The following is a 19,957-nucleotide window of genomic DNA, read 5'->3' on the forward strand; positions in this document are numbered from 1 at the left end:
AATAAGGGGATGCGGCTGTGATTTGCGGCATTCCCTTTCATGATTAAGAATACAAGGAGAGTAACATGAGAAAACAACATGTGATTACAATTTCCGGAGCGGGGAGTGCCCGCGTTCCGGCACTTGTGGGTACGCTGGTCAATTATAAGGAACGTTTTCCCCTTTCAAAAATTATTTTTTATGATATAGATAAAGAACGCATGGGATTAATGGAGGCTTACGACCGTCTGGTATTAAAATCCTATTATTCGGAATGTGAGGTGGTATTTACAACGGATGAGGATGAAGCTTACAGGGATGTTGACTTTATCTTCTGTCAGATGCGGGTAGGAAAGACAATGATGCGCTCCCTGGATGAAAAGATTCCCCTGCGCTACGGGCTGGTCGGGCAGGAGACCTGCGGTCCAGGCGGATTTGCTTACGGGATGCGTTCTCTGGGAGCCATGAAGGAGATGGTGGAAAAGGTCCGTTCCTATTCTAAGGACACCTGGATTTTAAATTATACCAATCCTGCCGCTATTGTGGCATTGGGACTTGACAGGCTGTTTCCTGATGATAAGCGTATTTTAAACCTGTGCGACCAGCCTTTTTCCTTGATGAAAAGCTACTCCAAAATTCTTGGAGTGCCCCAGGAAAGACTTCGGGCACGTTACTTTGGACTGAATCATTTCGGATGGTTTACGGAGCTTACGGACACGGAGGGAAAGGATTACTTTGACACACTGCGGTCTTATTTAAAAGATCACGACTTTAAGCCCTTTAATGCGGAGCAGCGATCAAAATCATGGCTGGATACCTATGTAAGGGTGAACAAATACATGAGATTAATAGATGAATATATTCCTACCACCTATATGCAGTATTACATGTTTCCCGATGAAATCGTGGAGGAAAGCGACCCGGATTACACCCGTGCCGATGAATCCCGGGATTCCAGGGAAAAGGAAGTGTTTGAACTTTGCGCCAGGGCTGTTGGGAAAGACAACATGGATGGACTGGAAATGCTGACCAACAGTGTGTTTGGAAACCTGATGGTGGAGGTTGCGGAATCCATTGCCTATGATCTGAATAAGGAATTTATTGTGATGGTGAAAAACCAGGGGATCATTGATAATTTTGAACCGGAGGCAATTGTAGAGGTGGCAGGAACCATTGGAAAAGACGGAGCAAAGGGGTATCCCTTTGGGCCCATAAAGCCCTATTACAAGGGACTGATGGAAGGCCAGTATGCCTATGAGCTTCTGACTGTGGAAGCATTTTTGGAAAAAGATTATACAAAGGCATTGATGGCGCTGACGCTGAACCGTACGGTTGTGGACCCTTCCAAGGCAAAAGCGGTGTTAGATGACCTGATGGCTGCAAATAAAGATTATTGGACGTTAAGGTAGGTGGATTATGGTACTTTATTCAAAGCATATAATTCTTGAAAATCAGGAATTTGACGGATTTTTAGAGATGGAACATGGGAAAATAAAGGCGCTGCATAAGGATTATACAGGGCAATACGAAGATTTTTCTGATTTTGTCATTTTGCCCGGATTCATTGATATCCATATCCATGGATGGGCGACAGGCTCTTTCTGGTTTGAGAAGAGTGCAGACGCATTAAAAGAAATGTGCCGCACCCTTCCCTATGCAGGAGTTACTTCTTATTTGGCGACCACGGGAGCGGATACCATTCCGGAAATCGAGCGCTGCATCAAGGCTGCGGATGATGCCTGTGAGGCGGATTATCCGGGAGCTGAGATGTTAGGAGTTCATCTGGAGGGGCCTTTTATCAATCCCCTTTACCGGGGGATGCAGAGGGAAGAGTGCTGCATACTTCCAAGCCTTAAGGTGATGGAGGACATCTATAACAGCTTCCGGAACAAAGAGCTTTGCCGGTATATGACCATTGCGGTGGAACAGGATGGGGCAAGAGAGGTACTGGAATTCTGCAAAGAGAAAGGAATACAGACCTCTGTCGGCCACAGCGGAGCCACCTTTTCCCAGATCAAAGAGATAAAGGATGCCGGCATCGGCGGTTTTACCCATACCTTCAGCGGAATGCGTGGGTTCCATCACCGGGAGCTGGGAGTGGCGGGAGCTGCCCTGTATTTTGATGATATGATGTGTGAATTTGCCAAGCAGACAGGTATGACTGTGTCTCATGAGGCCTTTGACATCGCTTTCCGGATCAAAGGCAGCAAACGCATTATCATGACTACGGATTGCAGCGGTCTTGCCCAGACCCGGACGGAATTTGATCATTATGTCAGGAAAATGAAATTTATAAAGGAGGGAGATAAAGTACGGATATCTCACTATGACGGCAGGGAGGAATGGATGGACCCTAAGGATTATCAGGCAGTCAGAGAACTGGAGTTAGGTTACATAGGCTCCATTCAGAACATGGCCAGACATACCTCTGTGGATTGGTTTGATATCATGAGGATGACCAGCTTAAATCCTGCCCGGTATATTCATGCAGATGACAGGAAGGGCAGCATAGAACCCGGCAAGGATGCGGACCTAACGATCGTGGATTCAAATTTGAATCTGGTCAGCGTATTTTGCCGTGGAAAGGAGATACGGGAATAGATGAAATGTGCTGTAAGTGACTTTGACAGGACCTTATATATAGATGGCTGTATCAGTGCCAAAAACTTAAACGCGGTTGGTGATTGGCAGGCAGCAGGAAACCGGTTTGTCATTGCCACAGGACGCAATGAGTCTTCAGTCCGTGTGTTTTTGGAGAAGTATTCGATAAAGCCTGATGCCCTTATATTAAACAATGGCGCTCTCTTGTTAGATGAAACGGGAAAAGAGCTGTTTTGCAGGACCATAGATGATCAAACGGCCAGAGAAGTGCTATGGTACCTTCACGGTCTGGGTGAAGAAGGAAGCGGTGTATCCATGCGAAACGGAAAGGTGAATGTGCTCTCAAGCTCCGGAGCTACCACCCAAAAGCCCTGTGACGGGCAGGTTTCCATAGACCAGATCCATAGCCTGAAAGAGATCATCCAGATTCACAGGCGCAGGCAGGATTTGCAGTGGATCCGAACGCTGTGTGCCCGGCTGAACGAGCGGTTCCCTTTGATATCCGCATACGCCAATGTCTGGAATGGGGATATCGTGGCAAAGGGCGTGAACAAGTCGGCGGCTGTGAAGTGGATCTCCAGGTATTGGGGCGGGTTTGATGAAATCAGGACCATTGGCGACAGTTTCAATGACTTACAGATGATTAATGATTATGGCGGTGCGACCCTGCGAAGCGGGGATCCTGAGGTTCAGGCAACTGCCTCATTGATAGTAGAAGATGTGGCAGAATATTTATCAATGCCTTAAAGAACGTCATAAATCACCTTTGAGAGGCTGAAGATGCAGCCCGTACGGATATTTTTCAGGCTTTCTTATAGAATGGCAAAAGGGGGAAACAGTACCTTTCCGGTTAGAAACAGCTTTTGCTGGATCTGGCCTGCAGGCTGCTGTTTCCCTCTTTTTTGCCGTGTAACTGGCTATGGAAGAATGGAGTAAGATAAAAAACAACGAATACATTACTTTAAACACAAGTAAACAGTGATAAGCTTGATTACAAAAACTTTTTATTTGTTTAACACTATTTTGTATGGAAGAAAATGGGTCGATATATATAATAATGAAAAACACATCCTGAATAGGACATAAAACAACATAAAACACAATAAAATACAGTACAAAACAAAATAAATAAATAAAATCAAATAAAAATATTGCAAAACCGGATACAATATGCTACAATTTCTACAGGAAGGACAGGTTGGGTGTGTCCGGAATAGAAAACTATATTTTATATTTTAAAGGAGGTTTACTTTATGAAAAAGAGGTTAGCAATGGTGCTTGCGGCAGCAATGGTATTGTCAACAACTGCATGCGGCAGCAGCGGCACAGCAGCAACAGCTGCACCGGCATCCACAGAAGCAAAGACGGAAGCAGCTAAGACGGAACCGGCGACTACAGCGGAGAAGGTAGAAAACGCCCAGTCCACAGGCTCTCTGGCAGGAAAGAAAATCGCCGTTGTGCGGAACCTGGCAGCAGGAGACCATACCCAGCAGTTTTTAGATGGCTGTGTATCCGAGGGGAAGAAGTTTGGCTGGACCGTAGACACTTTTGTAACGGACGGCGATGATGCAAAGGCTCAGGAGACTGTGGCTCAGGTTATTGCAAAAGATTATCAGGGAATTATCGTATCTCACGGACAGCTGTCTTATTCCTATGATATGTTAAAGCCTGCCAGAGACAAAGGCATGGAGGTTGTTACCTTTGATACCATGCCATTTAAGGGCGGCGATGCAAGCGGCGAGCTTCTTTCCGGAGTGACTTCTACCGCTCAGAACGATCAGGCGCTGGCCGAGCTTTCCCTTGGTTACATGATGAAAGAGTTTGAAGCGAAAGGCGGAAAGTACCCAATGAAAGTTTTAAAGACCTTCATGGGCCCTGGAATCCCTCCGTTAGACAGACGTAACGAAATCTATACCAAGCTGGAAGCAGAAGGCAAGATCCAGACTCTGGAAGTGATTGCACCATCTGATTCAGCCAATGCCCGCGGCGATATGACCAATAAGACAGCTGCTATTCTTCCCAAATATCCGGAAGGTTCCGTAGATGCCATCTGGGGCTGCTACGATGAGCTGGCAAAGGGTGTATTACAGGCATTAAACGATGCAGGACGTACCGATATCCCAATGTACACCATTGACGTATCCAACGATGACATTCAGTTAATGGTAAAGAATCCTGACGTGTGGAAATCTACCGCAGCCGTTGATCCGAAACTGATCGGTATTGTAGATGCCCGTCTTTTAGCTCTTAAATTTATGGGAGAAGAAACACCGGATTACTTTAACTTAAATGCATGCAACATCGAAACAACCCAGCTGGGTGTTCAGACAACCATGAGTGATTTGAGCAGCATCATTGATGGATGGGGCGATGCCGAAGATCCTAAGGGCGCTCTTTATACTGATACAATCAAGAACAAATATGTAAATTAAAGAAACGCTCTGTATTCATTACATAATTAAGGAAGAGATGCCATGACCGAAGTAAAACTTGAAATGAAAGATATATCCATCGAATTTCCTGGAGTTAAGGCTTTGGATGGAGTTGATTTTGGTCTGAAAAGTGGTACGATTCATGCGCTTGTGGGTGCCAATGGCGCAGGTAAGTCCACCTTAATGAAAGTGCTTGCCGGTGTCAATACGCATTATACAGGACAAATTTACGTTGGAGGGGAACCGGTGGAAATCCGGTGCCCCAAAGACGCTAAAAATCTTGGGATAGAAATCGTATTTCAGGAAGTTGACACCGCGCTGATTCCCTATCTGTCCGTGGCTGAGAATGTAATGTTCAACACGCTGGTCAATAAAATGGGGCGAAAGCAAATCGTGCACTGGAAAGAGATCAGGCAGGCAGCAGAAACGGTATTAAAGAAATTAAATGTAGATGTGGATATTAATAAAAAGGTATCAGGACTTACCCTGGCACAAAAACAGATGGTACTCATAGCCAGATGCGTGGCTGAAAAGTGCCGGTTCCTGATTTTGGATGAGCCCACGGCCCCTCTATCCAATTCCGAGACACTGGAATTGTTCCGGGTGGTGCGTGAGTTAGCGAAAGAGAATGTGGGAGTTGTGTTTATTTCCCACCGGTTAAGTGAGCTTTACGAGATTTGTGAAAATATTACCATTATGAGAGACGGTAAACTGGTGACTGAACTGCCGCTTTCTAGAGAACTGGAAGTAAATACTCTTGTCGAATATATGTTAGGCCGTAGCTATGAGGATAATTACATCAAGAAAAAGTGCGAGATCGGCGGGCCGTTGCTTGAGATAGAAAACCTTTCCGAAAGGGAAGGCAAAGTAAAAGATATCAACATGACCGTTTGCAAAGGGGAGATTATCGGCGTGGCAGGCTTGGTGGGCGCTGGCAAAACAGAGCTTTGCAAGACCCTGTTCTCCGCTTACCAGCAGTCAGGCGGCACCATGAAGTTAAACGGAAAAGTGATCAAGGCAAAAGGGCCTACCCAGGCCGTGAAACATGGGCTTGCACTGGTTCCGGAGGAGCGGAGAAAAGAAGGTGTCCTGATTTCAGACCCGGTAGTTTCCAATATCTCTGTGGCAGCCATGGAAAAATATACGAACCGCCTTTCTGTAGTAAACAAGAAACGGGAAAAAGTGGACGCCAAAAATATGATACGCGACCTTGGAATTAAGACCCCCTCCGAGAACCAGGTTGTCGCCCTGCTGTCCGGCGGAAACCAGCAGAAGGTTGTCGTTGGTAAATGGCTGAATAAGGATTCAGAGGTTTATATTTTTGACGAGCCGACCAAAGGGATCGACGTGGGGGCCAAGCAGGATATGTATGAGTTAATAGAAGGCTTGGCAGCCAGGGGAAAAGGTATTATTTATGCCACCTGCGAATTCCAGGAAATATTAAGTATCTGCGACCGCATCTATGTGATGTATGACGGAGAAATCATTAAAGAATTAAATGCAGCAGATACGAACGAAAAAGAACTGCTTTACTATTCGACAGGAGGTAAATGATATGTCTGGGGCAGAGAAGGTAAAAAAGAAAAGGAACGTCGGGGATTTTGTGACAAAATGGGGTACCATCGCAACGATGCTTATCATGTTCATCCTGTTTACGTTTGGAAACTGGAGCAAGGATACGGGAGCGAGCATGTTTCTGACCCAGTCTAATATGATCACGATCCTCCGTGCGGTATCCATCACCACCATCATCGCAATCGGTCTTACGTTTGCCCTGGCGGTAAACGGCATGGATCTTTCCATTGGAGCTACGGCTCAGTTTGCCAATGTTTTTGTTATGACATGCTTTGTATGGCACAACATCAATATAGGTGTTTCCATCATTCTTACGGTGCTCATATGCTTAAGCGTTGCAGTCATCAACAGCATTTTGATCGTTAAATTCAAGATACCGGATATGGTTGCGGCACTTTCCGTAATGTTTATGTATCAGGGAGTTTCCATGACCTATTCCAAGGGCGGCGCCATCACAGAGCGTATGACCCGCGCCGATGGGACCCAGGCTCCCGGCCTTGTTCCCGAAGCCTTCCGGGCATTGGGAAAGGAACCATGGCTGATCATCATCATGATCTGCGTGGTACTGTTTGCATACTTTTTCTTGAATTACACCAAACACGGCAGATACATGTATGCGGTAGGAGGAAATCCTGAGGCAGCCCAGCTTTCCGGAATTCCGGTAGCAAAGTATAAGATCCTTGCATACTTTCTGTCAGCTGTCTTTGCGTCAATCGGCGGAATCTGTCTGGCAGCACGTGTAGGAACGGCGCAGATTTCAGCAGGTGATTCGTACTTAATGCCATCTGTATGCGCAGCCTATATCGGGTTTTCTGTATTGGGCGCCGGAAAAGCCAATGCTTTTGGTACCTTTGCGGGAGCGGTTCTTGTGGGTATGCTGGAGAATGGCCTTATCATGATGTCCGTGCCTTATTATGCTATGAACATCATTAAGGGTGCAGTCCTTGCCATTGCCCTTGCCATGACCTATGCAAGCGGCAAGACAAAAAATGTAAACTAAAAACGTTATATTGATCAGGGGAAGGTGACAGGAATGTCTAAATACGACAGTTATTTTTTGATGAAAGCGGAAGAGGTGCCGGATTATGTTAAGGAGAAGCTTACCTATTTTGATGCGGATGCCAGGCTGGAATGTAAGGAGATCGGAGACGGAAACTTAAACTACGTATTTCGTGTAAAGGATCCTGCAAGCGGGAAAACCATCATCGTGAAGCAGGCAGGAGAAGCGCTTCGTATTTCAGCAGAAATGCATGTTTCCACCGACCGCGGAAGAATTGAAGCAAAGATTCTTGGAATCCAGGATTCTTATGCACCGGGACTGGTTCCAAAGGTTTACCTCTATGACGGAACCATGTGTGCCATGGTTATGGAGGATATGATCGGTCATACCATGATGCGTACCGGTCTGTTAAAGCATGAGACTTATCCCAAATTTGCAGATCATGTGACCACTTTTATGGTTAATTCCCTTCTGCGTACAACGGATGTTGTCCTGGGACACAAAGAGAAAAAAGAGCTGGTTAAAAGCTTTATCAATCCGGACCTGTGCGAGATTTCAGAGGACTTAGTATACAGCGAACCCTTTATTGATTACAACCACAGGAACAATGTATTTCCGCCCAATGCAGAATTTGTAAAGAAGGAACTGTATGAGGATCAGGCTTTGCATCTGGAAGCGGCCAAGCTGAAATTTGAGTTCATGAACAATGCCCAGTCTCTGATTCATGGAGATTTACATACTGGCTCTGTGTTTATCAATAAAGAGCACACTTACATCTTTGATCCGGAATTTGCCTTCTTCGGCCCCATGGGCTATGATATCGGCAATGTCATTGCAAATATGTTTTTTGCATGGTGCAACGGCGATGCTACCATAGAAGATGAAAAGGAAAAAGAGGAGTTCTGCGGCTGGTGCCTAAGTACGATTTCCGACATTGTGGACTTATTCATTGAAAAATACAATAAGGTTTTTGATGAGCACGTAACGGAAACCATGGCAAAGGTCCCAGGGTTTAAAGAGTGGTATCTGGAAGGCATCCTTTCCGATACTGCAGGTGTGGCCGGACTTGAATCCATCCGCCGGACCGTAGGAATGGCTAATGTCATTGATATTACCACAATTCCCGATGAGGAAAAACGGGCCAGGGCCGAAAAGATCGTCATTACGCTGGCAAAGAATTATATCATGAACCGCCGCAGTTTCCAGAGCGGAGCGGATTACTTGAATGCAATAAAAGAGGCAATAGGTAAGTTTGAAAGCCGGTAATACGGGATTGAAAGCCGGTAACAAAAAAAGGGATAAGGTTGAAGATAAACGTCCTTCAACCTTGAATTTGTGAATCAACTGGATTTGCTTGCATATCCGCTTGATTCATTAGGAGGCAAAAATGAGCGAAGAAACTAAAAAATCCATCATGGACTATGATACCGTTGCCCTTGATGAAGAGAACAATGCCCTGGTCATCATAGACCAGACGCAGCTTCCGTATCATACGGAAATCCTTTCCCTGACAAAACAGGAGGATATCTGGAATGCAATCTATCTTCTTCAGGTAAGAGGGGCACCTGCCATCGGTGTGGCGGCAGCCATTGGCATCTATCTGGCTGCAAGAGAGATCAAAGCAGATGGTTTTGAGGATTTTTATACGGAATTTCAAAAAGCAAAGGACTATCTTGATTCCGCACGTCCCACTGCCGTCAATTTATCATGGGCACTTAAACGGATGGAACAGGTGGTTTTGAAAAATAAAGAGAAAACTGTTCCTGAGATCGTTGAGATTCTTCATAAAGAGGCGATAGAGATCCGGGAAGAAGATATCTGGGTCTGCAAGATGATCGGGGAATATGGTCTGTCTCTTGTAAAGCCTGGCGACGGCCTTCTGACCCACTGCAATGCCGGGCAGCTGGCAACGGTAAAGTACGGAACTGCAACAGCTCCCATGTATCTGGGACACGAAAAGGGCTATAACTTCCGCATCTTTTCGGACGAGACAAGACCCCTTCTTCAGGGAGCGAGACTGACCTCTTTCGAATTAAAGGAGTCTGGTCTTGACGTCACAGTGATTTGCGACAACATGTCAGCGACCGTCATGAGAAATGGCTGGGTCGATGCCGTATTTGTAGGCTGCGACCGGGTGGCTGCCAACGGGGATACTGCAAATAAGATCGGAACCTCCATGGTAGCACTGGCGGCCAAACGCTACGGTGTGCCCATGTATATCTGCGCCCCAACCTCCACCATTGATATGAACACTCTTACCGGCAAGGAGATCCACATTGAGGAACGTCCGGCAGAGGAAGTGGTGGAAATGTGGTATAAAAAACGGATGGCACCGGAAGGCGTAAAGGTATTTAATCCTGCATTTGATGTGACTGATAATGATTTAATCGCAGGAATCGTGACGGAATACGGGATCGCCAGAGCACCCTATACAGAATCATTAAAAGAAATATTCAGGAGAAAGGAAGAAGCCCTGAAAGCAAAGGAAATGTAAATGGTTGTTGGCTAACCTTAAATAGGAAAAGAGGATGTCTCATAGGAACTGGGACATCCTCTTGCCAAAATCAGATCATGCTTCCACAGCTTCAAGAAGCTCTACGTTGTTTTTTAAAAGATATTCTCTCCATTGTTCATTCATCTGCTTGTCGGTGACCAGTCCTTTGATGGCTTCAAAACCGGAGATCCGGATGAATGAGGTTTTATCGAACTTGGAGTGGTCGGCGATCAGATACACATGATTGCTCCGGGTCATCAGTGTCTGGCGTATGGCGGCAATGGCTTCGTTGGAATCGGTGATCCCGTGTTCCATGGAAACGCTTCTGCAGGACATAAAGGTCTTGTCTAAGTAAAAGGATTCCAAGTTCCGGATTGCTGTATTTCCTACAAAGGCTTTGTCCCGGGGGGTATAGGAGCCTCCGATGGAAATGAGGCGGATATCTTCTTTATCATAAAGTTCATTGATGATCAGCAGGGAGTTTGTCACCACGGTAAGGCGCATTCCCTGGAGAGCTTTTGCCAGCTGCAGGGATGTGGTAGAGGCATCTAAGAAAATGGAGTCACCGTTGTGAATAACGGACAGGCACTTTTTTGCGATAGCCTGCTTGCTTTCCATGTACGCGGTTTCCCGGATCGTTAATTCTACGTTATTCTCAACCCCATCTTGTATGAATGCACCGCCGTATGTTCTGGTCAGGAACCCGTCATCCTCCAATTGCTTTAAATCCCGCCGGATGGTTTCTTCGGTCACGGAGAAGATTTTGGAAAGTTCGGTCACCGTAACGCTTTTCTTTTCTAAAATAATATCTTTGATCTTGGCTTTCCTTGTTACTGCTAACATAGGCATATTCCTTTCTTTATGGCAATAAATGTTAATCAAAATAAAATGCAATACAAAACCATAGAAATCATGTGGTATATAAGTATATTGTATAATTATTTTGTTTAAATGTAAAGGAGAAATAGTTGAAATAAAAATAAAACAGTAAAAACAGAAATAAAACAACATAAAACATTGACAAACGGACATAAAAATGGTAAAAATACAGTATAAAAGAGGAAAGTTCGGACAGAGAGAACATGTAATTGTTTGGACTTTGGAGGTAAAGATATGATGACAGTTCAAGGCGTAAAGTACATGTCTGATTTTGAGGCCAAAAAGGCAATTTTGGATATCGGCAGACGTATGTACGAAAAGGGCTTTGTAGCCTCGAATGATGGAAACATCAGCTGTAAGGTAGGGCCGAACACCATCTGGACGACGCCGACCGGGGTATCAAAGGGATTTATGACTCAGGATATGCTGGTAAAGATGGATTTAAACGGGAAAGTGCTGATGGGAAGATGGAAGCCCTCCTCGGAAGTAAAGATGCATTTAAGGGTTTATAAGGAAAATCCGGATGTGCAGGCTGTTACCCACGCCCATCCTTTGGTGGCGACCAGCTTTGCCATTGCCGGGATCAGTCTGGATGCCGCAATCCTTACGGAAGCAGTACTGGGGCTTGGGTCTATCCCGGTCGCAAAATACGCAACACCGGGTACAGAGGAAGTTCCTGATTCCATTGCGCCCTTTGTGAAATCTCACAATGGCGTGCTCCTTGCAAACCATGGAGCGCTGACCTGGGGAAAAGATATTCATCAGGCGTTTTACAGGCTGGAATCCATCGAATATTATGCGACTATATTGATGTATACAGGCAATATCATCGGACGCCAGAATCTGCTTTCCTGCGATCAGGTAGAAAAGCTGCTGGATATCCGGCATAAGCTTGGCATCACGGCAGGCGGGATTCCACCGTGTTCCGTAGAAGTAACGAATATGAAGGATGTGGTTACTGCAGCAGATGTCCGCCCGGCAGAGCAGACAGGAACAGGACCGGTACCGGTACTAAAAGGGGTAACATCCATTGTAAGGCCGGGAGAGAGCCTGCCAGTCGGCTGCGGATGTACCGGCGTGACGCAGAAGACCTTGACCTTAGAGGAACAAAAGCCTGTGGAGGCGGAAGCTTTAGGTAAGGCAAAGAAGGAAATCATAGCCGAAGTAGTGAGAAGAGTGATAGAGCAGCTAAACTAGGAGGCAATCATGGAAATTGGGGCAAAAGAGATAGAACTGATTGTAAAGGAAGTGCTTGCAGGCATAGAAAACAGGGGTGTAAAGCCTTCTTATTTCTCCTCTCAAAGTGAAAATGGAGTATTTGAACGGGTAGAGGATGCCATTACAGCGGCCCACACGGCCCAGCGTGAATGGGTAGAGCATTACAGGATAGAAGACAGGCGGAGAATCATTGAAGCCATACGAATGACTGCAAAAAGCCATGCGAAAACCCTGGCAAAGATGGTTTGGGAAGAAACCGGCATGGGGCGCTTTGAGGATAAGATCCAGAAGCATATGGCTGTTATTGAAAAGACCCCTGGCGTGGAATGTCTGACCACGGATGCCATTTCAGGTGATGAAGGACTGATGATAGAGGAGTGTGCTCCTTTTGGGGTAATCGGAGCCATTACGCCGTCCACCAATCCTACAGAAACCCTGATCAATAATACCATCAGTATGATAGCCGGAGGAAATTCCGTTGTGTTTAATGTCCATCCGGGAGCGAAGAGATGCTGCGCCCATTGTCTGAAGCTTCTTCATCAGACCATTGTGGAAAACGGAGGTCCGGCAAATTTAATCACCATGCAGAAAGAGCCTACCATGGAGGCCGTAAGCAAAATGACGGCTGATCCCAGAATCCGCCTCATGGTTGGTACCGGGGGAATGCCCATGGTTAATGCCCTGCTTCGCTCCGGAAAGAAGACCATCGGGGCAGGCGCGGGAAACCCGCCGGTCATTGTAGACGATACGGCGGATATAGATCTTGCGGCAAAAGAGATCTACCGTGGAGCTTCCTTTGATAACAACATTCTGTGCCTGGCGGAAAAGGAAGTCTTCGTCATGGAACGTGTTGCGGATGAGCTTGTGAATAAGATGGAAAAGGAAGGTGCGTACCTCCTAAATTCCAGGGAGTTAAATGAAATCCTTAAGTTTGCCATGATTGAAAAAGACGGCAGCTATGAAGTGAATAAAAAATGGGTAGGAAAGGATGCGGCTCTGTTTTTAGAAGCCATAGGGGTTTCCGGGCACAAGGATGTCCGCCTTCTGATCTGCGAGACAGACAGAAGCCATCCCTTTGTAATGGTAGAGCAGCTGATGCCCATACTTCCCATTGTACGCTTAAGGACTTTTGAGGAATGCGTGGAGTGTGCAGTGGCGGCAGAGTCAGGCAACCGCCATACGGCATCCATGTTTTCCAGAAATGTTGAGAACATGACTAAATTCGGAAAAATCATTGAGACAACCATTTTTACGAAGAACGGCTCAACCTTAAAAGGGGTAGGAATCGGCGGAGAGGGCCATACGACCATGACAATCGCAGGTCCTACCGGAGAGGGTCTTACCTGTGCAAGAAGCTTTACCAGAAGACGCAGGTGTATGCTGGCAGAAGGAGGCCTGCGGATCATCTAGAGAGGGGAAGGTACATATGGCAATCGGCTTTTTGGAATGTGCAGGTTATGGCGCAGTTCTTTATGCTATGGATAAAGCCTGTAAGGCAGCAAATGTGAGGATCATCGGGATCGACACCATCAATCCAAAGGATGCGACTGCATTCATTCCCCTTACGGTCCAGGTGAAATTTGAAGGCGGAATCGATGATGTGAAAGAGGCCTGTGAGGCGGCAAAAAGGGCAGCTCTTAAGTTTAACAGTCCGGAAGAGGTTTTGGTAGAGATGATCGAAAAACCATATGAGGGAACCAAGGCGTTATCTCATATAACAAAGGTATCGTTTGAGGAAGAAAACATTATTAATTTCAGGAGGTAGCAGGATATGGCATCCACATCAATCGGGTTAGTTGAAACAAGGGGTTTGACGGCATCCATCGAAGCAGCAGATGCGATGTTAAAGGCAGCAGATGTTGAGCTTGTGGGAACCGAGAAAATCGGCTCCGGTCTGGTAACCGTCATTGTAACCGGAGAGGTAGGCGCGGTAAAGGCAGCCACCGAGGCAGGAGAGGCGGCAGCTTCCAGAGTCGGGGAACTGGTAGCAGTCCATGTGATTCCAAGGCCGCACCAGGACATTGATAAAATTTTGCCAAGGATCAAATAGACATCAGCAAAGGTGGGCGTCATGAAAACAAACCGAAACGCCATAGGGGTTTTAGAAATCAATTATTATGCCAATACCGTTGTGGTGGTCGACCAGGCCTTAAAGGCGGCTGAAGTGGAAATTGTAAGCTGCCACAAGAAGCTGGGAGGAAGGATGTGCCACACAGTATTAGCGGGTGAGACCTCGGCGGTTCGTGCCGCCGTGGAGGCGGCCAGAGAGGCAGGACGGATCGTGGGAGACGACAATGTAAAAGTATCCGTGTCCATCGAAAACCCTCATCCAGAGGTATTGAAGCTTTTAAATATGATAGACAGGCATGAAAACGAAAAGAATTCTGTAAAACCAGAGGAAGAAGAGCACAAAATCAAGGAGGAAAAGTAAATGGCAGAGACAGCAGTAAAAAAGGGAATGTTAGCACTTGGAATGATTGAGACAAGAGGCCTTACCGCATCGATCGAGGCAGCAGATGCCATGTTAAAGGCAGCAGACGTTGAAATGGTGGGAACCGAGAAAATCGGCTCCGGTTTGGTATCGGTTATGGTTCAGGGAGACGTGGGAGCTGTCAAGGCGGCAGTGGAAGCAGGAGAGGAAGCAGCCTCCAGAGTGGGAGAGGTAGTAGCAGTTCATGTGATCCCAAGACCCCATAATTCCATAGGCGGAATCCTTCCGTTCCTTAAATAAAAAGAACAGGAAAGTGTTTAGAGGCGGAGGCTTACAATGGAAAACAGGGAAGAACTGATTCAGAAGGTAACCGCACTGGTCCTGGATAACTGGAAGAGGCTCAGCGCACAGCCTTACCAGGTTCCCGTTGGAATCTCGGCAAGGCATGTGCATCTGTCAAAGGAACATGTGGAAGCGCTTTTTGGAGTCGGCTACCGGCTGACTCCCATGAAGGCTTTAAGCCAGCCGGGACAGTTTGCCTGTGAGGAACAGGTTGCTGTCTCCGGTCCGGCCGGAACGCTTCCTAAGGTTCGGATTCTAGGACCGGAGAGAAAACAAAGCCAGGTGGAAATGGCCTCCGGTGACTGCAGGATCCTTGGAATACAACCCCAGGTAAGATCATCAGGAGATTTAAAGGGAACTCCCGGGATCATGCTGAAAGGACCAAAAGGAGAGGTCCTTCTGACAGAGGGCGTCATCATCGCGGACCGTCATATCCATATGACGCCGGAAGACGCCCAGTGGTTTGGAGTATCGGATCAGGACCGGGTAAGTGTTTCAGTCGATGGACCAAAGGGCGGCGTGCTCGGCCATGTACTTATTCGTGTTACCCGTGACAGCAGGCTGGATTTCCATGTGGATACAGACGATGCCAATGCGTTTCAGTTAAAGCAGGGACAATGGGTAACCATTAGAAAGGAAGAGGCCAGGTGATATTAGGAACAATCATGGGAACTGTGGTTTCCACAAGAAAATGCAGGAATCTGGTTGGATTCAAGCTTCTTTTGGTAGAACCATATTATGGGGATCAGAAGGATATTTTTGTAGCGGCCGATACCATTGGTGCAGGAATTGGGGAACTGGTACTAGTAACCACTGACAATACGACTCAGTATGCGCTGGACCGTTCGGCACCGGTAGATGCCTATATCGTTGGCATCGTAGATGCGCCGCCGCAGCCGGGAAGGTAAGGCTTAACGTACTAGGAGAGGTAGTGCTTATGGAACAGGAAACGCTTAAGATTTTGGCAGTGGCAGATCCGGCGGTGGAAGGTTATCTGGATAAAGAACTGGGGATAATAGACGGATATGGAGGAAACGTGGATTTTCATATCGTGCCCTGGGCGGATTACTATCCGATGATGATGAAAGCATTTGCAGGGGAAGCAGATTATGACATTGTCATGGTTGCGGGCCATTTATGGCTTCGTGACTTTGTAGAAAACGGATACCTTTCGGAACTTGCGCTTGAGGAAGAAGACATCCTTCCGGTCATTGCAGAAGAAATGAAGTATAAGGGAAAGGCGTATTTATCTCCCTCTTTCTGTGACGGACATATGATCGTCTACCGTAAAAGCCTGCTTGAACAGGTGCTGGGGAAGGAACTTGGAAGCGTCATCACTCCCCAGGAATACATAGAAACGGCAAAAGCTTACAAGGCGGCCTGCGGGGAACAGGCCGTGGCCATGAAGGCTGATAAGTCTGAGATATTTACCGATGCTCTTCCTTTCCTGCGCATGTACGGAGGAGATGCTTATGATCCTGATGGATCTGCGGCCTGCGGAAAGGAAGATGCGGTAAAAGGCCTTCAGTCTTACGTGGAACTGAGAGCCTGTGCAGTTGGCGGTACGGATAGCTTCGGCAACGGGGAAATTGCAGAAGCTATCCGCCAAAAAAGAGCTGCTATGGCAGTTACCTGGAGCGGTCAGATGGGAGAAGTGTTTAAGGAAGGCTGTATGGATCCAGAGGATCTGGGATTCTCCACTTTTTCCACGGCCTGGAACGTGACCTGGTCCTTTGGAATCTGCTCAAGCTGCAGGAAAAAAGAAGCTGCAGAGGAATTTCTTTCGTACCTTCGGTCACCGGAGGTGGATCAGAAGGTGGGAAGAATGAGTGGCGCTCCTGTAAGAAGAGGAAGCTATCTGGAAGGAGCCGGTGACTGCCCCTGGTTTCCGGTACAGCTAAAGATGATGGAACTTGCAAGACCCCTTCCCGATCTTTCAAAGGCAGGGGAGAAAAACGGAGTCCTTTATGAGAAAATCTTTGAGGCGTTTTCCGGAAAAAAGACAGCAGAAGAAGCCATGAGGGAAGCCGGGAAAATGATGAGTGGCATAACCGAGCTGTAACAATATGATCAGGGAGAAAACATGAAGATTATTATAATTGGAGGAGTAGCGGCAGGAATGAGTGCCGCCTCCAAGATCCGCAGGGTCGACCCGGACGCGAAAGTAACGGTCTATGAAAAGGGAGGTTTTCTCTCTTATGGAGCGTGCGGACTTCCCTACTATGTGGGAGATTATAACGATGATTACCGCAAGATGATCGCCCGTTCACGGGAGACCTTTACCAAGATGGGCATAGAAACCTTCCTCCGCCACGAGGTACAATCCGTTGACGTGGATAGGAAAGAAGTCCTTGTAAAGAACCTTGAAAATGGTCAGGAATTTACGGATTCTTACGATAAATTAATGATAGCTGTGGGAGCATCGGCTGTGGTTCCTCCTTTTCCGGGCAGGGAGCTTATGGGAGTCCATGTATTAAAGTCCATGGAAGACGGGATCTTTTTAAAGGAATATGCAAAAATGCCGGAAATCCGGAACATCGTCATCGTTGGAGGCGGATATATCGGAGTGGAGTGTGTGGAAGCATTTTTGAATCTGGGAAAGAATGTACGCATGCTTGAGGCAGCTCCCAGAATTCTTATGCCCTTTGACGAAGAAATCGCCGCCCTGGCCCATGAAGAGCTGGTAAAGTCAGGGGTCCTTCTTAACACCGGAGAAAAGGTGGAAGGGTTTTATGGAGACGGTCTTTATGTAAAAGGTGTGAAAACAGATAAGGGAACCTACGATGCGGATCTGGTGATCGTTGCCGTGGGTGTCCGTCCCTGTACGGAATTTTTGAAGAACACAGGAATCTCCATGGGGAAAAACGGCGGTCTCATCGTGGACCGGGAAATGAGAACTTCTATTCCGGATGTGTATGCGGCGGGAGACTGTATTTTAGTCTATAACGAAGTATTAGAGGAAGACAGCTTTTTGGCTCTCGGAACAGTTGCAAACAAATGCGGCAGAATCGCAGGCGCCAATTTAGCAGGGGGCCATGAATCGTTTATCGGCGCCCTTGGGTCTGCGGCGATCAAGGTGTGCGGGCTGGAGCTTGGACGTACGGGTATGGGAGAAGGAGATGCCATACGTCTTTCCAAGGATTATAAGACTTTGATAATCCAGGCAAATGACCATCCGGCGTACTATCCGGATCCAACGCCAATTACCATAAAGCTGATCTATGAAAAAGGAACAAAAAGGCTGCTTGGCGCACAGACCTGCGGACAAAAGGGGGCTGTTTTGCGGGCAGATGTATTCGCTGTGGCAATTCATTGCAGGATGACAACGGCAGAGCTTGGAATGACGGATCTCATTTACGCACCTCCATTTTCCGGGGTATGGGATGCCATCCAGATTGCCTGCAATGCAGCGAAATAAAGGAGTGCAGGATAGAAAGTGAGGTCAGACCATGAGTAAAATAATGACTTTACAGGAGGCGGCAGCCCGGATCCATGACGGGGATATCCTTGGTCTTGGCGGCAATGTGCTCCATCGGGCGCCCATGGCAATGGTCCGGGAACTGGTGCGTCAGAAAAGAAGGGACTTAAAGCTGGTAAAGACGGCTGGAGCCATGGATGTGGACGTGCTTTGCTTCGGAGGCTGTGTTACCAGCGTAGATGCCGGCTTTATCAGTTATGAAAGTGAATATTCCCTGGCCGGACATTACCGGAGGGCCGTTGAAAGCGGAGCTGTGAAAGGAAATGAGCATGCCTGTTATACGGTGATCTCCGCGCTCCGTGCCGCCAGCTACGGAGTGGGATTTATGCCTGTAAAAGGACTTGTGATCAGTGACTTAATCGATGCCAATGATTATTTTATCCGGGTCGAGGATCCGTTTACAAAGGAGCCGGTGACAGTGGTAAAGGCCATAAGGCCGGATGTTGCGGTCATCCATGTGCAGGAGGCGGATGAAGATGGGAACGCCAGGATCACAGGACCGTTATTTGAGGATGTTCTGTTTTCCAGGGCAGCCAAAAGAGTCATCCTGACAGCAGAGAATATCGTCCATGGATCAGCATTTACTGGCAGTTCAAAAAAAGCGGATATTCCTCATTTTCTGGTAGAAGCAGTAGTCAGGGTTCCCAAAGGGGCTGCACCCTGTTCCTGTCCGGGTTCTTATGATATTGACGGAAAGAATTTGAAAGAATTTAAAGGGCTGAAAGATTTGGACGGTTTAAATGCCTATTTAAAAGCATTTGAAAAGTCCGATTACAAAGGATAAGGGGGCATGGCATGATGGAAGAAAAATACAGAGTCAGCGATATTATGGTCTGCGCCATGGCCCGCCTCATACCTGACGGCAGCAAGGTGTTTCACGGAGTGTCCTCCCATATGCCCATGATTGCGCTGCTGCTTGCAAAAGCGCTTCATGCGCCTGGGGCAGTGCATTTGAATATTCCGGGCGGAACGGACCCGGATCCGGTGAGACTTAAAAAGTATACCAGTGCAGGGCCGGAGCTTTTGGAACGTGCCACAGCCTATTTTCCTTTAATGGAAGTATTTGACCTGGCCATGAGGGGGGAGTTAGATGTGGCATTCTTAAGCGGAATCCAGTTTGATTCCCACGGCAATGTCAATGCGTCGGTTATTGGAGATTATAAAAAACCAAAGGTGAGGATGCCGGGAGGAGCAGGCAGTGCCGTTCTCATACCAACGGCAAAGAGGGCGATTCTCTGGAGGACAAAGCATGACAAACGCACCTTTGTGAACCAGGTGGATTTTGTAACTACCAGGGGAAATGTGGAACGGATCATCACCCCCTTATGCATCTTTAAAATGGAAAACAGGGAAATGGTTCTGGATACCATTCACCCAACTTCCAGCTTAGAAGAGGTACAGGAAAATACCGGATTTCCCATAAAATACTCCCATATCGCCTATACGCCCCTTCCTACAAAGGAAGAGCTGAGCGCGCTGAAACGGATCGATCCGGGAGATTTCAGAAATATAGAATTCTAAGGAGGCC

General features: G+C 47.1%; 21 protein-coding genes. 20 read left to right on the forward strand and 1 reads right to left on the reverse strand.

The annotated features are described in order from the left end of the window. Positions 1–65 precede the first annotated feature (65 nt). The 8 genes from BMX69_RS06170 (at position 66) to mtnA (ending at position 10,081) form a co-directional block, all read left to right on the forward strand. On the forward strand, positions 66–1,388 hold the full coding sequence (locus BMX69_RS06170; RefSeq protein ID WP_100041864.1) for a family 4 glycosyl hydrolase: 1,323 nt from the start codon (positions 66–68) through the stop codon (positions 1,386–1,388). Positions 1,389–1,395: 7 nt separating this feature from the next. Continuing rightward, complete coding sequence (gene nagA / locus BMX69_RS06175) at positions 1,396–2,580, forward strand: N-acetylglucosamine-6-phosphate deacetylase (protein ID WP_054790584.1); 1,185 nt, start codon at positions 1,396–1,398, stop codon at positions 2,578–2,580. Next, positions 2,581–3,327, forward strand: a complete 747-nt coding sequence (locus BMX69_RS06180) for an HAD-IIB family hydrolase (RefSeq protein WP_100041865.1) — start codon at positions 2,581–2,583, stop codon at positions 3,325–3,327. It abuts the gene before it with no gap. Between the two features lie 506 nt (positions 3,328–3,833). Further along, positions 3,834–5,012 carry a sugar ABC transporter substrate-binding protein gene (locus BMX69_RS06185; protein WP_054790585.1) on the forward strand — a complete coding sequence of 393 codons (1,179 nt, stop codon included), beginning with the start codon at positions 3,834–3,836 and terminating at the stop codon, positions 5,010–5,012. A gap of 42 nt (positions 5,013–5,054) precedes the next feature. Further along, positions 5,055–6,566, forward strand: coding sequence for a sugar ABC transporter ATP-binding protein (locus BMX69_RS06190; RefSeq protein ID WP_025232802.1), 1,512 nt, complete (start codon positions 5,055–5,057; stop codon positions 6,564–6,566). A 1-nt stretch (position 6,567) separates the two neighbouring features. Beyond that, complete coding sequence (locus BMX69_RS06195; protein ID WP_025232803.1) at positions 6,568–7,587, forward strand: ABC transporter permease; 1,020 nt, start codon at positions 6,568–6,570, stop codon at positions 7,585–7,587. Positions 7,588–7,620: 33 nt separating this feature from the next. Next, positions 7,621–8,853 carry an S-methyl-5-thioribose kinase gene (mtnK, locus tag BMX69_RS06200; protein WP_100041866.1) on the forward strand — a complete coding sequence of 411 codons (1,233 nt, stop codon included), beginning with the start codon at positions 7,621–7,623 and terminating at the stop codon, positions 8,851–8,853. A 121-nt stretch (positions 8,854–8,974) separates the two neighbouring features. After that, the gene (gene mtnA / locus BMX69_RS06205) at positions 8,975–10,081 is read left to right on the forward strand and encodes an S-methyl-5-thioribose-1-phosphate isomerase (protein WP_100041867.1); all 1,107 of its coding nucleotides are present in this window, start codon (positions 8,975–8,977) and stop codon (positions 10,079–10,081) included. Between the two features lie 75 nt (positions 10,082–10,156). Here the strand turns inward: mtnA and BMX69_RS06210 are convergent, their stop codons facing one another. Further along, positions 10,157–10,924 carry a DeoR/GlpR family DNA-binding transcription regulator gene (locus BMX69_RS06210; RefSeq protein ID WP_100041868.1) on the reverse strand — a complete coding sequence of 256 codons (768 nt, stop codon included), beginning with the start codon at positions 10,922–10,924 and terminating at the stop codon, positions 10,157–10,159. A 270-nt stretch (positions 10,925–11,194) separates the two neighbouring features. On the opposite strand from BMX69_RS06210, the gene BMX69_RS06215 reads away from it, so the two are divergent. From BMX69_RS06215 to BMX69_RS06270, 12 genes are read left to right on the forward strand one after another with little or no spacing between them, the layout of a single operon-like run. Continuing rightward, the gene (locus tag BMX69_RS06215) at positions 11,195–12,157 is read left to right on the forward strand and encodes a class II aldolase/adducin family protein (RefSeq protein WP_100041869.1); all 963 of its coding nucleotides are present in this window, start codon (positions 11,195–11,197) and stop codon (positions 12,155–12,157) included. Between the two features lie 9 nt (positions 12,158–12,166). Then, the gene (locus BMX69_RS06220) at positions 12,167–13,588 is read left to right on the forward strand and encodes an aldehyde dehydrogenase family protein (protein WP_054790587.1); all 1,422 of its coding nucleotides are present in this window, start codon (positions 12,167–12,169) and stop codon (positions 13,586–13,588) included. 16 nt (positions 13,589–13,604) lie between these two features. Continuing rightward, a complete protein-coding gene (locus BMX69_RS06225) occupies positions 13,605–13,943 on the forward strand; it encodes a BMC domain-containing protein (RefSeq protein WP_025232809.1) in 339 nt (112 codons plus the stop codon). Positions 13,944–13,949: 6 nt separating this feature from the next. Continuing rightward, entirely contained in the window at positions 13,950–14,228 is a 279-nt protein-coding gene (locus BMX69_RS06230) for a BMC domain-containing protein (RefSeq protein ID WP_025232810.1), read from the forward strand. A 21-nt stretch (positions 14,229–14,249) separates the two neighbouring features. Continuing rightward, on the forward strand, positions 14,250–14,609 hold the full coding sequence (locus BMX69_RS06235; RefSeq protein ID WP_054790588.1) for a BMC domain-containing protein: 360 nt from the start codon (positions 14,250–14,252) through the stop codon (positions 14,607–14,609). Beyond that, the gene (locus tag BMX69_RS06240) at positions 14,610–14,909 is read left to right on the forward strand and encodes a BMC domain-containing protein (RefSeq protein WP_025232812.1); all 300 of its coding nucleotides are present in this window, start codon (positions 14,610–14,612) and stop codon (positions 14,907–14,909) included. 36 nt (positions 14,910–14,945) lie between these two features. Further along, the gene (locus BMX69_RS06245; RefSeq protein WP_100041870.1) at positions 14,946–15,602 is read left to right on the forward strand and encodes a phosphate propanoyltransferase; all 657 of its coding nucleotides are present in this window, start codon (positions 14,946–14,948) and stop codon (positions 15,600–15,602) included. Next, positions 15,599–15,859, forward strand: a complete 261-nt coding sequence (locus BMX69_RS06250) for a EutN/CcmL family microcompartment protein (protein ID WP_054790589.1) — start codon at positions 15,599–15,601, stop codon at positions 15,857–15,859. Before BMX69_RS06245 ends, BMX69_RS06250 begins: the two co-directional genes overlap by 4 nt. Before the next feature lie 29 nt (positions 15,860–15,888). Next, complete coding sequence (locus BMX69_RS06255) at positions 15,889–17,013, forward strand: extracellular solute-binding protein (protein WP_100041871.1); 1,125 nt, start codon at positions 15,889–15,891, stop codon at positions 17,011–17,013. Positions 17,014–17,034: 21 nt separating this feature from the next. After that, the gene (locus tag BMX69_RS06260) at positions 17,035–18,369 is read left to right on the forward strand and encodes a CoA-disulfide reductase (protein ID WP_054790592.1); all 1,335 of its coding nucleotides are present in this window, start codon (positions 17,035–17,037) and stop codon (positions 18,367–18,369) included. 31 nt (positions 18,370–18,400) lie between these two features. Next, entirely contained in the window at positions 18,401–19,213 is an 813-nt protein-coding gene (locus BMX69_RS06265) for a CoA transferase subunit A (protein ID WP_100041872.1), read from the forward strand. Positions 19,214–19,224: 11 nt separating this feature from the next. After that, positions 19,225–19,950, forward strand: a complete 726-nt coding sequence (locus BMX69_RS06270; RefSeq protein WP_100041873.1) for a CoA-transferase subunit beta — start codon at positions 19,225–19,227, stop codon at positions 19,948–19,950. The last annotated feature ends 7 nt before the right edge of the window (positions 19,951–19,957 follow it).

It is taken from the genome of Lacrimispora sphenoides JCM 1415, assembly GCF_900105615.1.
Lineage (GTDB): Bacteria > Bacillota > Clostridia > Lachnospirales > Lachnospiraceae > Lacrimispora > Lacrimispora sphenoides.